The 13,307-nt window shown below is 74.8% G+C and carries 12 protein-coding genes; 9 read left to right on the top strand and 3 right to left on the bottom strand.

The annotated features are described in order from the left end of the window. Positions 1 to 37 precede the first annotated feature (37 nt). Together STTU_RS20550 and STTU_RS20545 are read left to right on the top strand one after the other, a co-directional pair. Positions 38 to 1,780, top strand: coding sequence for a phospho-sugar mutase (locus STTU_RS20550; RefSeq protein WP_007826354.1), 1,743 nt, complete (start codon positions 38 to 40; stop codon positions 1,778 to 1,780). 228 nt (positions 1,781 to 2,008) lie between these two features. Beyond that, entirely contained in the window at positions 2,009 to 2,899 is an 891-nt protein-coding gene (locus tag STTU_RS20545; protein ID WP_007826353.1) for a DNA-3-methyladenine glycosylase family protein, read from the top strand. On the opposite strand, the gene STTU_RS20540 is transcribed toward STTU_RS20545, so the two are convergent. Next, positions 2,880 to 3,551 (bottom strand): PH domain-containing protein, encoded by a 672-nt coding sequence (locus STTU_RS20540; protein WP_043255828.1) that lies wholly within the window; start codon positions 3,549 to 3,551, stop codon positions 2,880 to 2,882. The two genes, STTU_RS20545 and STTU_RS20540, sit on opposite strands and share 20 nt — an antisense overlap. A 154-nt stretch (positions 3,552 to 3,705) precedes the next feature. Between STTU_RS20540 and deoC the strand changes: the two genes are divergently transcribed. Genes deoC through STTU_RS20525 form a run of 3 tightly spaced genes read left to right on the top strand, consistent with a single transcriptional unit; the run spans position 3,706 to position 7,193 of the window. Next, a complete protein-coding gene (gene deoC / locus STTU_RS20535; RefSeq protein ID WP_007826351.1) occupies positions 3,706 to 4,692 on the top strand; it encodes a deoxyribose-phosphate aldolase in 987 nt (328 codons plus the stop codon). Positions 4,693 to 4,696: 4 nt separating this feature from the next. After that, positions 4,697 to 6,163, top strand: coding sequence for an aldehyde dehydrogenase family protein (locus STTU_RS20530; protein WP_007826350.1), 1,467 nt, complete (start codon positions 4,697 to 4,699; stop codon positions 6,161 to 6,163). Further along, positions 6,156 to 7,193, top strand: coding sequence for an aldehyde dehydrogenase family protein (locus tag STTU_RS20525; RefSeq protein WP_043255826.1), 1,038 nt, complete (start codon positions 6,156 to 6,158; stop codon positions 7,191 to 7,193). Before STTU_RS20530 ends, STTU_RS20525 begins: the two co-directional genes overlap by 8 nt. A 176-nt stretch (positions 7,194 to 7,369) precedes the next feature. Here STTU_RS20525 and STTU_RS20520 read toward each other — a convergent pair whose 3' ends face one another. After that, on the bottom strand, positions 7,370 to 7,816 hold the full coding sequence (locus STTU_RS20520) for a hypothetical protein (RefSeq protein WP_007826348.1): 447 nt from the start codon (positions 7,814 to 7,816) through the stop codon (positions 7,370 to 7,372). Between the two features lie 100 nt (positions 7,817 to 7,916). Here STTU_RS20520 and STTU_RS20515 point away from each other — a divergent pair, with 100 nt between their 5' ends. Further along, the gene (locus STTU_RS20515) at positions 7,917 to 8,615 is read left to right on the top strand and encodes a uridine kinase family protein (protein WP_007826347.1); all 699 of its coding nucleotides are present in this window, start codon (positions 7,917 to 7,919) and stop codon (positions 8,613 to 8,615) included. Between the two features lie 299 nt (positions 8,616 to 8,914). Here the strand turns inward: STTU_RS20515 and STTU_RS20510 are convergent, their stop codons facing one another. Further along, positions 8,915 to 9,715, bottom strand: coding sequence for a SigE family RNA polymerase sigma factor (locus STTU_RS20510; RefSeq protein WP_063894613.1), 801 nt, complete (start codon positions 9,713 to 9,715; stop codon positions 8,915 to 8,917). Between the two features lie 297 nt (positions 9,716 to 10,012). Here STTU_RS20510 and STTU_RS20505 point away from each other — a divergent pair, with 297 nt between their 5' ends. Genes STTU_RS20505 through STTU_RS20495 form a run of 3 tightly spaced genes read left to right on the top strand, consistent with a single transcriptional unit; the run spans position 10,013 to position 13,084 of the window. After that, on the top strand, positions 10,013 to 10,690 hold the full coding sequence (locus STTU_RS20505; protein WP_007826344.1) for a response regulator transcription factor: 678 nt from the start codon (positions 10,013 to 10,015) through the stop codon (positions 10,688 to 10,690). After that, on the top strand, positions 10,687 to 12,456 hold the full coding sequence (locus STTU_RS20500) for a sensor histidine kinase (RefSeq protein ID WP_043255824.1): 1,770 nt from the start codon (positions 10,687 to 10,689) through the stop codon (positions 12,454 to 12,456). Before STTU_RS20505 ends, STTU_RS20500 begins: the two co-directional genes overlap by 4 nt. Further along, positions 12,383 to 13,084, top strand: a complete 702-nt coding sequence (locus STTU_RS20495; RefSeq protein ID WP_106432165.1) for a hypothetical protein — start codon at positions 12,383 to 12,385, stop codon at positions 13,082 to 13,084. Before STTU_RS20500 ends, STTU_RS20495 begins: the two co-directional genes overlap by 74 nt. The last annotated feature ends 223 nt before the right edge of the window (positions 13,085 to 13,307 follow it).

Below are 13,307 nucleotides of genomic sequence, written 5' to 3'. Positions count from 1 at the left end.
GAGCAGCCGCACCGAAGCCGAGAAAGGCACGACCACCGTGGTGGACAAGGACGACGCGAAGGACCTCATCGACCGTGCCCGCCGCTGGCTGGCCGAGGACCCCGACCCGGACACGCGTGCCGAACTGGCCGCGCTGCTCGACGCGGAGGACCTCGATGCGCTGCGGGACCGCTTCGCGGGCCTGCTCCGCTTCGGCACGGCGGGGCTGCGCGGCGAGCTGGGGGCGGGTCCCTCACGGATGAACCGGGCCGTCGTGATCCGCGCCGCGGCCGGGCTCGCGGCCTTCCTGCGGGAGCACGGCAAGGGGGACGGGCTCGTCGTCGTCGGCTACGACGCGCGCCACAAGTCGGCGGACTTCGCGCGCGACACCGCCGCCGTGCTGACCGGCGCCGGACTGCGCGCCGCCGTCCTGCCCCGGCCCCTGCCCACGCCCGTCCTCGCCTTCGCGATCGGGCACCTCGGCGCGGTCGCCGGGGTCGAGGTCACCGCGAGCCACAACCCGCCGCGCGACAACGGCTACAAGGTCTACCTCGGCTTCGGCTACCCGGAGCCCGGCGAGGGCGCGGGCTCGCAGATCGTCGCTCCGGCGGACGCCGAGATCGCCGCCGGGATCGAGGCGGTCGACGCGCTGGCGGAGGTGCCGCGCGCCGAGGACGGGTGGACGGTACTCGGGGACGAGGTACTGGAGGCGTACGTGGAGCGCGCGGTCTCCGTGCTCGCGCCCGGCTCGCCCCGTACCGCCCGTGTCGTGCACACCGCGCTGCACGGCGTCGGCACGGAGACCGTCACGGCGGCCTTCGCGCGGGCCGGTTTCCCCGCGCCCGTGCCGGTCGCCGAACAGGCCGCGCCCGACCCGGACTTCCCGACCGTGGCCTTCCCCAACCCGGAGGAACCGGGCGCGATGGACCTCGCGTTCGCGACGGCGCGGGCGCACGAGGGCGCGGACCTGATCGTCGCGAACGACCCGGACGCGGACCGCTGCGCCGTCGCCGTGCCGGACGCCTCGGCCGACGCGGGCTGGCGGATGCTCACGGGCGACGAGGTCGGCGCGCTGCTCGCCACGCACCTGCTGCGGCGCGGCGAGCGCGGCGTCTTCGCCGAGTCGATCGTCTCCTCGACGCTCCTCGGCACCCTCGCCCGCGCGGCCGGGGTCCCGCACGCGGAGACGCTGACGGGCTTCAAGTGGATCTCGCGGGTCCCCGGGCTGCGGTACGGGTACGAGGAGGCGCTCGGCTACTGCGTGGACCCCGAGGGCGTGCGCGACAAGGACGGGATCACGGCGGCGCTCCTCGTCACGGAGTTCGCCTCCGTCCTCAAGGAGGAGGGCCGTACGCTCTCCGACGCGCTCGACGACCTCGCGCGCGAGCACGGCCTGCACGCGACGGCGCAGCTCTCCGCCCGCGTCGCCGACCTCTCCCTCATCCCCGCAGCGATGGACCGCCTGCGCCAGTCCCCGCCCGTGCGCCTCGCGGGCCTGACCGTCACCTCGGCGGACGACCTCAGCCTCCCGAAGGACGGCCTTCCCCCCACGGACGGACTGCGCTACACCCTGGGCACTCCCTCGCCGGAGGGAGCTGGTTCCTCGCCGGAGGGAGCCGGTTCCTCGCCGGAGGGCGTACGGGGCAGGGTCGTCGTCCGGCCGAGCGGCACCGAGCCGAAGCTCAAGTGCTACCTGGAGATCGTCCTCCCGGCCGGGCTGCCGGTGCCGGAGGCCCGGGAACGCGCGACGGCACTGCTCGCCGAGCTGAAGCGGGACGTGGGGGCGGCGGCGGGGGTGTAGACGGCGGGGCGGACGCGGGTGCCGGACGAGCGGCACCACAGGCGGGGTCCGGACGCCCGGCACCACAGGCGGGTCCGGACGCCCGGCGCCGCACGCGGGCGCGCGCCCCCGGTGTGCCCTGCGCGGGGCGAGAAGCCCGCGCCGCCCGCTCGCCGTGCCGCCTCCCGTCCTTCGTGGCAGCGTCGGACGTGGGGCCGCCCGTGTGCGGGGCCCGGAAGGCGAGCCGCCGTGCCCACGTTTTCGCTGACGCCGAAGGGGCCCTTCGCCCTGTCCGCCGCCCTCCGCTTCCTGGCGGACTTCACGCCCGCCGCGCATCCCGTCGAGGACGACGGCGTCCTGCGGCTCGCCTTCCCGGCGGACGACGGCCTCCACGTCGTCGGCTGCGCGGTGCGGCAGCCCGGGGACGCGGGAGCGGTACGGGTCTCCTGGACGTCTGACGGGGCCGCGCCCGCCGCCGTACGGGCCCAGGTGGCGCGCGTCCTGTCGCTCGACGTGGACGGGAGCGGGTTCCCGGCCGTGGGCGAGGCCGATCCCCTGGTGGGGCGGCTCCAGGCGGAGTTCCCGGGACTGCGCCCGGTGTGTTTCCACTCGCCGTACGAGGCCGCCGCGTGGGCCGTGGTCGACAACCGGCTGCGGATGACGCGCGCGGCGGCGGTGAAGGACGGACTGGCCCGTACGTACGGGGAGACCCTGACGGTCGCGGGCCGGGCGGCGCACGCGTTCCCGGTCCCCGGCGTGCTGCGCGGCCTCGATCCCGTACCGGGCCTGAGCGCGGTCAAGACGCAGCGGCTGCACGCGCTCGCCGAGGCGGCGCTGGACGGGCGTCTCGACGCGGCGGCGCTCCGCGCCCTGCCGCCCGGGGAGGCCCTCGCCCGCCTGCGCGAACTCCCCGGCATCGGCCCCTTCGGCGCGGAGCTGGTCCTCGTCAGGGGCGCGGGCCACCCGGACCTGTTCCCCCGCGCGGAGCCCCGGCTGCACGAGGTGATGGCGCGGGCGTACGGCCTGCCGGGGACGCCGGACGCGCTCGCCCCCGTCGCGGCGCGCTGGCACCCGTACCGGAGCTGGGCTGCCCTGCTCCTGCGCGCGGGGGAAGGACGGGTCAGACCAGCAGCAGGATGATCAGCAGGAGCGCGCCCGCGGCGGCCGGGGCGATGACGCTCCAGCACCAGCGCGCCTCGGTGAGGCCCTGGTGCGGGGAGTCCGTGTCACCCGCGAGTTCGCGCAGTTCGCCGAGGGCCACGTCGCCCTGCGGGTGGCGGACCTCGTGCACGGAGGTGGCGGTGTGGCCCGCCTTCCCCTCCCCCCTGCTCATCGCGCGCGCCTCGGCGCGCGCCGCGCGCTTGCGGCCGCGCAGCGAGACGGGGAGCGCCCACAGCTGGAAGACCTTGCCGTCCGCGTCGACGACCTCGTTCGAGTAGCCGGAGCGGAGCGTGGCGACGGCCTTCCAGGGCAGCACGATCGTGCGGAAGGGGTTGCGGACGCGCAGCCGCTCCGTGTTCGCGTACACGGCGGGCCGCAGCGTGAAGGCGGTGATCAGCGGGATCACGCACAGCAGCGCGGCGATCGCGATCCACGGGGTGCGGCCTTCGCCCAGGATGATGGCGTCGGCGCCCAGCCACCCGCTCAGGATCAGCAGGAAGACACCGGCGGCGATGCCGGCGGGCGAGCGGTAGATCCGGTCGGGAGCGGCCGGCGAGGGCTCGGGGGCGGCCGGCGAGGGCTCGGGGGCGGCCGGGTCGGGCTCGGGAGCGGCCGGGTCGGGGGTCGTCATACGCCGATTCTCCCCCACCGGGCGCACAAGGCTCCGGGCTCCCCGCCGGACACGGGCGCCACACCCCCGCGCGGGCGCCCCTTCGCGCCCGTCCCGGGCCCCCGCACCCCCCTGTACAGACCGCTACGCGCGTAGATATGCTCCCCTGGTGAGTATGCCCACGACTCCCCCCGCCCCCTCCCCCGCGCCACGGGCCGCCGCCGGGGCCGCGTTCGCCGAAGTGAGCGCCTCCGACGCCTCGTTGCGGCGCTTCCTGCACGGCCTGCCCGGTGTCGACCCGGTCGGCCTGGAGGCGCGTGCCGCCGCGCTCGGGACGCGGTCCGTGAAGACGGCCGCGAAGGTCCGCGCGATCGATCTGGCGATCTCGATGATCGACCTCACGACGCTCGAAGGCGCCGACACCCCCGGCAAGGTCCGTTCGCTCGCCGCCAAGGCGCTGCACCCGGACCCCACCGACCGCTCCGCGCCCCGCGTCGCCGCCGTCTGCGTCTACCCCGACATGGTCGCGACGGCGAAGGAGACGCTGGCGGGCAGTGAGGTCCGTATCGCGTCGGTGGCGACCGCGTTCCCGGCCGGGCGCGCCCCGCTCGCCGTGAAGCTCGCGGACGTCGAGTCCGCGCTCGCGGCGGGCGCCGACGAGATCGACATGGTCATCGACCGCGGCGCCTTCCTCGCGGGCCGGTACGCGAAGGTGTACGAGGAGATCGTCGCCGTGCGCGAGGCGATCGGGACCCGCGCCCGGCTCAAGGTCATCTTCGAGACCGGGGAGTTGTCCACGTACGACAACATCCTGCGCGCCTCGTGGCTCGGGATGCTCGGCGGCGCGGACTTCATCAAGACCTCGACGGGCAAGGTCGGCGTCAACGCGACCCCGGCGAACACGCTGCTCATGCTCCAGGCGGTACGGGACTTCCGCGCGGCGCACGGGGAACAGGTCGGGGTGAAGCCGGCCGGTGGCATCCGGACCACGAAGGACGCGATCAAGTTCCTCGTCCTCGTCGCCGAGACGGCGGGCGAGGACTGGCTGAGCAACGCCTGGTTCCGCTTCGGCGCCTCGGGGCTGCTCGGCGACCTGCTCATGCAGCGCCAGAAGCTGGCCACGGGCCGCTACTCCGGCCCCGATTACGTGACGGTGGACTGAACCCATGGCACACGAGACCCCTTCCGCCGGGCCCGCTCCGGCCTTCACCGACTACGCGCCCGCGCCCGAGTCACGCGCCGCCGTCGCCCTCGCCTCCTCCTACGGGCTGTTCATCGACGGCGAGTTCACCGATTCCGCCTCCGGCGAGGTCTTCAAGACCGTGTCCCCGGCGACCGAGGAGGTCCTCTCCGAGGTCGCGCGGGCGGGCGAGGAGGACGTCGCGCGCGCGGTCGCCGCCGCGCGCCGCGCCTTCCCCGGCTGGGCCGCGCTCCCCGGCGCCGAGCGCGCCAAGTACCTCTTCCGCATCGCGCGGATCGTGCAGGAGCGGGCGCGCGAACTCGCCGTCCTGGAAACGCTCGACAACGGCAAGCCCATCAAGGAGACGCGCGACACGGACATCCCGCTCGTCGCCGCGCACTTCTTCTACTACGCGGGCTGGGCCGACAAGCTGGAGCACGCGGGCTTCGGTCCCGCGCCGAAGCCGCTCGGGGTCGCGGGCCAGGTCATCCCGTGGAACTTCCCGCTGCTCATGCTCGCGTGGAAGATCGCGCCCGCGCTCGCGGCGGGCAACACGGTGGTCCTCAAGCCCGCCGAGACGACCCCGCTGAGTGCCCTGTTCTTCGCCGAGATCTGCCAACAGGCCGGTCTGCCCAGGGGCGTCGTGAACATCCTTCCCGGGTACGGGGACGCGGGCGCGGCCCTCGTCGCGCACCCGGACGTGAACAAGGTCGCGTTCACGGGCTCGACGGCGGTCGGCAAGCAGATCGCCCGGACGGTCGCGGGCTCGGAGAAGCGCGTGACGCTCGAACTCGGCGGCAAGGGCGCCAACATCGTCTTCGACGACGCGCCCGTCGAGCAGGCCGTCGAGGGCATCGTCACGGGGATCTTCTTCAACCAGGGCCAAGTGTGCTGCGCGGGCTCGCGGTTGCTCGTGCAGGAGTCGGTGCACGACGAGGTCGTGGACGCGCTCAAGCGGCGCCTCACCACCTTGCGCGTGGGCGACCCGCTCGACAAGAACACCGACCTCGGCGCCATCAACTCCGCCGAACAGCTCGACCGCATCACACGGTTGACCGGCCAGGGCGAGGCGGAGGGCGCCGAGCGCTGGAGCGCCCCGTGCGAACTCCCCGGCTCGGGCTACTGGTTCGCCCCGACCGTCTTCACGAACGTCACGCAGGCGCACACCGTCGCCCGCGAGGAGATCTTCGGCCCCGTCCTCTCCGTCCTCACCTTCCGCACCCCGGCGGAGGCCGTCGCCAAGGCGAACAACACGCCGTACGGGCTCTCGGCGGGCATCTGGACCGAGAAGGGCTCCCGCATCCTCGCCGTGGCCGAGAAGCTGCGTGCGGGCGTCGTGTGGGCCAACACCTTCAACAAGTTCGACCCGACCTCGCCCTTCGGCGGCTACAAGGAGTCGGGTTACGGCCGCGAGGGCGGCAGGCACGGTCTGGAGGCGTACCTCGATGTCTGAGAAGTCCACGTCCGAGAAGTCCACGTCCGGGAAGCGCCCGGCGCGGAAGTCCGCGGCCGGGAAGCAGCCGAAGGGCGGCGAGAAGGCCACCGCCCCGCAGGCGGGCGCCCCGCGGGCCACCGCCCCGCAGGCGGGTGCCGCGGCCCCGCGCCTCGGCGTCTTCAAGACCTACAAGCTGTACGTCGGCGGGAAGTTCCCCCGCAGTGAGGGCGGCAGGGTGTACGAGGTGAGCGACGCGCGCGGCGAGTGGCTGGCCAACGCCCCGCGCTCGACGCGCAAGGACGCCAGGGACGCGGTCGCCGCCGCGCGCAAGGCGTTCGCGGGCTGGTCCGGCGCGACCGCGTACAACAGGGGCCAGGTCCTCTACCGCGTCGCGGAGATGCTGGAGGGGCGCGCCGAGCAGTTCGCGCGCGAGGTCGCCGACGCGGAGGGCCTGGACCGGGACGCGGCGCGCGCCCAGGTGGACGCGGCCGTGGACCGCTGGGTCTGGTACGCGGGCTGGACCGACAAGCTCGCGCAGGTCGTGGGCGGCGCGAACCCGGTGGCGGGCCCGTACTTCAACCTGTCGACGCCGGAGCCGAGCGGAGTCGTCGCGGTGCTCGCGCCGCGCGAGTCCTCGCTGCTCGGCCTCGTCTCGGTGCTCGCGCCCGTGCTCGCGACGGGCTGCACGGCCGTCGTCGTGGCGAGCGAGGAGCGTCCGCTGCCCGCCCTGTCCTTCGGCGAGGTCCTCGCCACCTCGGACGTCCCCGGCGGCGCGGCGAACATCCTCAGCGGCCGTGTCGCCGACCTCGGCCCGACGCTCGCCTCCCACCAGGACGTCAACGCGATCGACCTCACGGGCGCCGACGGCCGGGAGGCCGTGGACCTGGAGATCGCGGCGGCGGACAACCTGAAGCGCGTCCTGCGCCCCGCGGCACCCGCCGAGGACTGGACCACGACACCCGGCCTGCGCCGCATGACCTCCGTCCTGGAGACGAAGACGGTGTGGCACCCGACGGGCTCCCTGGGCGTCGCGGGCTCCTCGTACTGAGCCGCCGCCCCCGGTACGTCCACGTGCGGGCCGCCCCCGACCTGGGGACGGCCCGCACGCGCATACGTCAACGGGGGGCTGCCAGGGGGCGGTGGCGAGCTGGACGCGCGCGGGGGCCGGGCGCCGTCGTCCGGCAGCGCCTCACCCGCACGGGCAACACCGAGGAGCGGCGCGCCTCAGCCGCCGATCCCCAGCATCCGCACCGCGTCGCCCGCCACCGGCAGTTCCGCCAGGCTCGCGCCGCTCGTGACCGGGCCCGTGACGTCCGTCGTGCCGACCGGCTTGAAGTCGGCGACCTGGGTGCCGACGCCGTTGGCGAGGGGGTCGGTGCCGGTGCCCGCGAGGGGGTCGAGCTGGAGGTTCGTGACGCCGCCGAGGCCGTACGTGGTGGCCGCCTGGAGGCCCTGGCTCGCGCCGCCCAGCGCGGCCTCCGTGTCGAGCTGCTTGCCGAGGCCGGGGGCGAGGGAGCCCAGGTCGGGCGCGACCGAGCCGAGGTCCGGGGTCGCGGCGCTCGCGCTCGCGGCGGCGCCGCCGAGCGCCGCCCCGGCGACGGCGATGCCGAGCCCGGCCCGCAGGAGGGCGCGCGAGGAGGGAGAGGTCTTTGCGTGTCGTGCTGCTGCCATGACTGCCACCTGCCGGTTCGGTACGTGAGCGTGTGCGCACGCAGCGTAGGCGAGGTGTCGGTCGGGTACCAAAGCGCGCCCCGGCGGGTCGGGCCGACAGGTGCATGCCGCACACTGGTTCCTCGTGAGTCCCCATCCCGCCGTACCGGTCCGGGTCGTCCTGCTCGCCGGGCCCTCCGGCTCGGGCAAGTCGTCCCTCGCCGCCGCCTCAGGTCTGCCCGTCCTGTCCCTGGACGACTTCTACAAGGACGCCGACGACCCGACCCTGCCGCTCGTCGCGGGCCAGGGCCCGCAGCGCGACATCGACTGGGACTCCCCGCTGTCCTGGGACCGCGCGCGGGCGCTCACCGCGATCGGTGAGCTGTGCCGGACCCGGTCGGCCGACGTCCCCGTCTACTCGATCGCCGAGAGCACCCGTACGGGTACGGAGACGCTCACCCTCGACCGCACCACGCCCCTCTTCATCGCCGAGGGCATCTTCGCCGCCGACATCGTGGAGAGCTGCCGCGAACTCGGCGTGCTCGCCGACGCGTTGTGCCTGCGCGGGCGGCCGAGCACGACGTTCCGGCGGCGGCTCCTGCGGGATCTGCGCGAGGGGCGCAAGTCCGTGCCGTTCCTGCTGCGCAGGGGCTTCCGGCTGATGCGCTCGGAGCGGGCGATCGTGCAGCGGCAGGCGGCGCTCGGCGCGTACCCCTGCGGGCGCGAGGAGGCCCTGGGCCGGCTGGCCGCCGCGGCGTGCGCGCGCGGGCCGGTGGGGGCGGCGGTACGGGAGCGGGGGAGCGAGCCCGCGGCGAGCTGAGCCGAACGCGGGCCCACCCTTCCCCGGCCTCCGGCCGGGACCCCCACGCGCCGCCGCCATGTCTCCGAGGGAGAAGACGGCGGCGGGACCGGAAGGCCCCCCAGCCCTCCGGTCCCGATGCGGCAACCACCCCCGTGGTCGCGACGCCACCCCCGTGGCGTCCCGTGTCTCCCCCGTGTCCGCCGCCCGTCCCGGACCCGTACTCCCCCGTACGTGCCCCGGCTCCCCCGTGCGGCGGACCCTCCCCCGGTTTCCCCCGTTTCCCCCTGTCCCCCCGCTCTCCCCCGTTCCCCCCGTCCTCAGGCGACCAGTTCGCCGAAGGACTCCTCGCGGTCACGGTCGCGGCTGAGCGCCTCGTCGTCGCGCAGGCGGCGCAGGCTGCGCCAGATGCTCGACTTGACCGTGCCGACACTGATGTCGAGGATCTTCGCGATCTCCGGGTCCGTGCGGCCCTCGTAATAACGGAGGACCAGCATCGTGCGCTGGAGTTCGGGCAGCCGGGCGAGCGCCTGCCACAGGACGGTGCGCAGCTCGGTGCCGCGCATCGCGTCCGTGTCGGTGGCCGTCTCCGGCAGTTCCTCGGTCGGGTACTCGTTGAGCTTGCGGCGCCGCCACGCGCTGATGTGCAGGTTGGTCATGGTGCGGCGCAGGTAGCCGCCGACGGCGGCCTTGTCGGTGATGCGGTCCCAGGCCCGGTACGTCGAGAAGAGGGCGCTCTGGAGCAGGTCCTCGGCCTCGAAGCGGTCCCCGGTCAGGTGGTAGGCGGTCGCGTACAGGGAGGCGCGGCGCTCCTGGACGTAGGCGGTGAACTCCGCCTCGTTCGCCCGGGATCGCTCCCCCGTGCCCCCCGTGCTCTCCCCGTACGCGACGCTCCGGTCCCCCTCATTTCCCCCGCGGGGAACCGGAGCCACGTCCACCGGCGTCCCCAGCAGAGGACGCGGTGCACGACCGGTCCCGCAGCCTCGTCCTCGTCCGCCCCCGGGCTCATGGCTCCGCTCGAACAAGGACACGGTCGCGGTACCGGAGGTCTCAGTCCGCGCGGCGTAGTCGTGCAGCCGGGTGATCACCGCACCGCCCGTGGTGCTGTGCCGAGTGCTCATCGCGCGCCTCCGTCCTGAGGTGTGAGTGGTTCTGCCGCGAAGCGTTCCGCCGCCCTTGCGGCCGGCCGGTGCGCCCCGTGTGCCAAGAAGACTGCCAACCCCAGTTCATGACCGTGTCCGCCGACTGTCACAGAGCTGTCACAGCGCCTCCTCGCGCGCGCGTCCAAGACGCTCGCGCGTACGCGCGTGCCGCTCGGGCCGTACGGAGGGGCAGGGACGCGCGGCCCCGTGGGCACGGGCCCCGCGTCCCGGCACCCGGAGGTCGAAGTCCGGGCGGCCGTGGGACAGAATGACCGGGTGCCTTCCCTGTTGCTGATCGAGGACGACGACGCCATCCGTACGGCTCTTGAGCTGTCCCTGTCCCGCCAGGGGCACCGCGTGGCCACCGCCGCCACGGGCGAGGACGGGCTGACGAAACTGCGCGAAGAACGACCGGACCTGATCGTTCTGGACGTCATGCTGCCCGGAATCGACGGCTTCGAGGTGTGCCGTCGCATCCGCCGCACCGATCAGCTTCCGATCATCCTGCTCACCGCGCGCAGCGACGACATCGACGTGGTGGTGGGCCTGGAGTCCGGGGCCGACGACTACGTGGTCAAGCCGGTGCAGGGGCGGGTGCTCGACGCGCGCATCCGCGCGGTGCTGCGGCGCGGGGAGCGCGAGTCGAGCGACTCGGCGGTCTTCGGGAATCTCGTCATCGACCGTTCGGCGATGACGGTCTCCAAGGACGGCACCGAACTCCAGCTCACCCCCACCGAGTTGCGGCTCCTGCTCGAACTGAGCCGACGCCCGGGGCAGGCGCTGTCCCGGCAGCAACTCCTGCGTCTGGTCTGGGAGCACGACTACCTCGGCGACTCGCGCCTCGTGGACGCGTGCGTGCAGCGGCTGCGGGCCAAGGTCGAGGACGTGCCGTCCTCGCCGAAGCTCATCCGCACGGTGCGCGGTGTCGGTTACCGGCTGGACGCGCCGCAGTGAGGCGAGGCGGCGACGCACGGCGGGACGGAGACGAGCGGCGGGACGGGAACGAGCGGCGGGGGGACAGCGGGGGCGGGGCGGCGGCGCCGAACGGCGGGCGGCTGCGGCGGTTCCTCGGCGCGGGCGTGCGGTTCACGAGTCTGCGGCTGCGGCTCGTCCTCGTCTTCGGCCTCGTCGCGCTGACCGCCGCCGTCTCGGCCTCGGGCATCGCGTACTGGCTCAACCGCGAGGCGGTCCTGACCCGTACGCAGGACAACACGCTCGACGACTTCAAGGAGCAACTGGCGAGCCCCGACCGGACGGTGCCGCCCGGCCCGACGCGCGAGGACCTGGCGCGCACGGCCCGCGCGATGTCCCGCTCGGGCCAGCACTACGACGTCGTACTCGTCGACCGCGATGCCAAGGGCCGTACGGTGACCGGCAGTTCGGCGCCCGGCTCGTTCTCGCTCGGTGACGTGCCGGCCACCCTGCGGGAGGCGGTCGCGCGCAAGCAGAGGATCACGGCGACCAACAAGGCTTCCTCGCACCTGTACTGGCAGCGGGTCGACGTGAAGGGCACGCCGTACCTGATCGCGGGCGCCGAGGTCGGCGACGGCGGCCCGACCGGTTACCTCCGCAAGTCGCTCAGCTCCGAGGCCGACGACCTGGAGTCGCTCGCCTGGTCGTTGGGGATCGCGACGACGCTCGCGCTGCTCGTCGCGGCGCTGCTCGCGCAGGCGGCGGCCACGACCGTGCTCAAGCCCGTGCACCGCCTCGGGATCGCCGCGAAGCGGCTCGGCGAGGGCAAGCTCAGCACACGGCTGCGGGTCTCGGGGACCGACGAACTCGCCGAGCTGTCCCGTACGTTCAACGACGCGGCGGCGGCCCTCGAGCGACGGGTCGCGGACATGAGCGCGCGCGAGGAGGCGAGCCGCCGCTTCGTCGCCGACATGTCCCACGAGCTGCGCACCCCGCTCACCGCGATCACCGCCGTGACCGAGGTCCTCGAGGAAGAGATCGACACGCTCGACCCGATGATCGAGCCCGCGGTGCGGCTCGTGGTGAGCGAGACGCGGCGGCTCAACACGCTGGTGGAGAACCTGATGGAGGTGACCCGCTTCGACGCGGGCACCGCCCGCCTCGTGTGCGACGACGTCGACATCGCCGACCAGATCACCGCGTGCATCGACGCACGCGCCTGGCTCGACGCGGTCGAACTCGACGCGGAGCGCGGCATCATGGCGCGCGTCGACCCGCGCCGCCTCGACGTGATACTCGCCAACCTCATCGGCAACGCGCTCAAGCACGGCGGCTCCCCGGTGCGGGTGTCGGTGCGGGTCGAGGGGCCCTCGCTGGTGATCCGGGTACGGGACCACGGCCCCGGGATCCCCGAGGACGTCCTGCCGCACGTCTTCGACCGCTTCTACAAGGCGAGCGCCTCGCGCCCCCGTTCGGAGGGCAGCGGCCTCGGCCTCTCGATCGCGCAGGCCAACGCGCACATCCACGGCGGCGGCATCACGGCGGCCAACTCCCCCGAGGGCGGCGCGGTGTTCACGCTGCGGCTGCCGCTGGACGGCGGCGAGGCGGGCCCGGAGGACGGGACGGGCGACGGCGGCCCCCCGGGCGGCGCGGACACGGGCGGCGCGGACACGGGCGGCGTGGACACGGACACAGGTACGGGCACGGGTGCGGAGTCGAGGAGCGGCGCGGCGGGTGCGGGGCACGAGGCGGACGACGACGGCGGGGCGGGCGGCGAGGGCGGCGGTGGCCGTGCGGCGGGGCGCTGACGGCGCGGGGTCCGCTCCGCGCCGGGCGCGGCGCCGGTCCCGTACCGCCGCCGTCCGTTCCTGCGGCGTGCTCGCCGGGCTCGGGCTGCTGCTCGCCGGGTGCGGGATCAGGCCGACCGAGGTGCCGACGGACGCCGGGCCCGCCCCCTCGCGGCTGCCCTGCGTGCTCGACGAGGACAGCGTCTCGCAGCCGCCGGGCACGACGCCCGCGAAGGTCTACCTCGTGTGCGGCGCACAGCTCGTCGTCGTCAACAGGTACCTCTCCGAACCGGCCGCCCCGGGGGCCGTCCCGGTGGCGCGGCAACTGCTCGACCAGTTGCTCCTCCAGCCCTCCGAGGCGGAGCGACTCGCCCACTTCACCTCCGCCGTGCCGAGCGGCACGGCCCTCGCCGGGCCCCGCCCCGGCGACCCCGCGCACACCCTGCGCCTCACCGTCGACCCCGCCGGGCTCACGGGCCCCGGGCTCGCCCAGCTCGTGTGCACGCTCGGCGAGAGCGCGGCGGCGACGGCGCGGGGGACGGTGCTGCTCGGCGGGCCGGGGGAGAGCCCGGTACGGGCGTACGAGTGCGACCGCGAGCTGCGCGGGAACCCGGGGCGCACGCCGGTGCCGACGGTATCGGTGGGGTAGCGGGGGCCGACTGGCGGGACGGGGGCCGGCTTGCGGGACGGGGGCCGGGTGGCGGGGGCTTGGTGCGCCGACCAGGCCGGGGGCCGGGTATCCCGGCGGCGGGGGCTCACGCGGCCCGGGAAGGGCGTGGCGGGCGCGTGGCGGGTCCGGTGCCGTTCGCGTCCCGCGCCGTTCGGTTCCCGTGGCGGGGCGGGTGCCGGGGTGAGGACGCCCACACGGCCGC

The organism is Streptomyces sp. Tu6071, assembly GCF_000213055.1.
In the GTDB taxonomy this organism is placed as follows: Bacteria; Actinomycetota; Actinomycetes; order Streptomycetales; family Streptomycetaceae; genus Streptomyces; species Streptomyces evansiae.
Note: the sequence above shows the minus strand (reverse complement) of the source record. Positions and strands in the feature narration are given on the sequence as shown.

Coding starts and splice junctions, on each gene's coding strand:
- STTU_RS20525 (WP_043255826.1), top strand. CDS start 6,156: ATGTCTGAGAAGTCCACGTCCGAGAAGTCCACGTCCGGGAAGCGCCCG.
- STTU_RS20520 (WP_007826348.1), bottom strand. CDS start 7,816: ATGGCAGCAGCACGACACGCAAAGACCTCTCCCTCCTCGCGCGCCCTC.
- STTU_RS20530 (WP_007826350.1), top strand. CDS start 4,697: ATGGCACACGAGACCCCTTCCGCCGGGCCCGCTCCGGCCTTCACCGAC.
- deoC (WP_007826351.1), top strand. CDS start 3,706: ATGCCCACGACTCCCCCCGCCCCCTCCCCCGCGCCACGGGCCGCCGCC.
- STTU_RS20540 (WP_043255828.1), bottom strand. CDS start 3,551: ATGACGACCCCCGACCCGGCCGCTCCCGAGCCCGACCCGGCCGCCCCC.
- STTU_RS20510 (WP_063894613.1), bottom strand. CDS start 9,715: ATGAGCACTCGGCACAGCACCACGGGCGGTGCGGTGATCACCCGGCTG.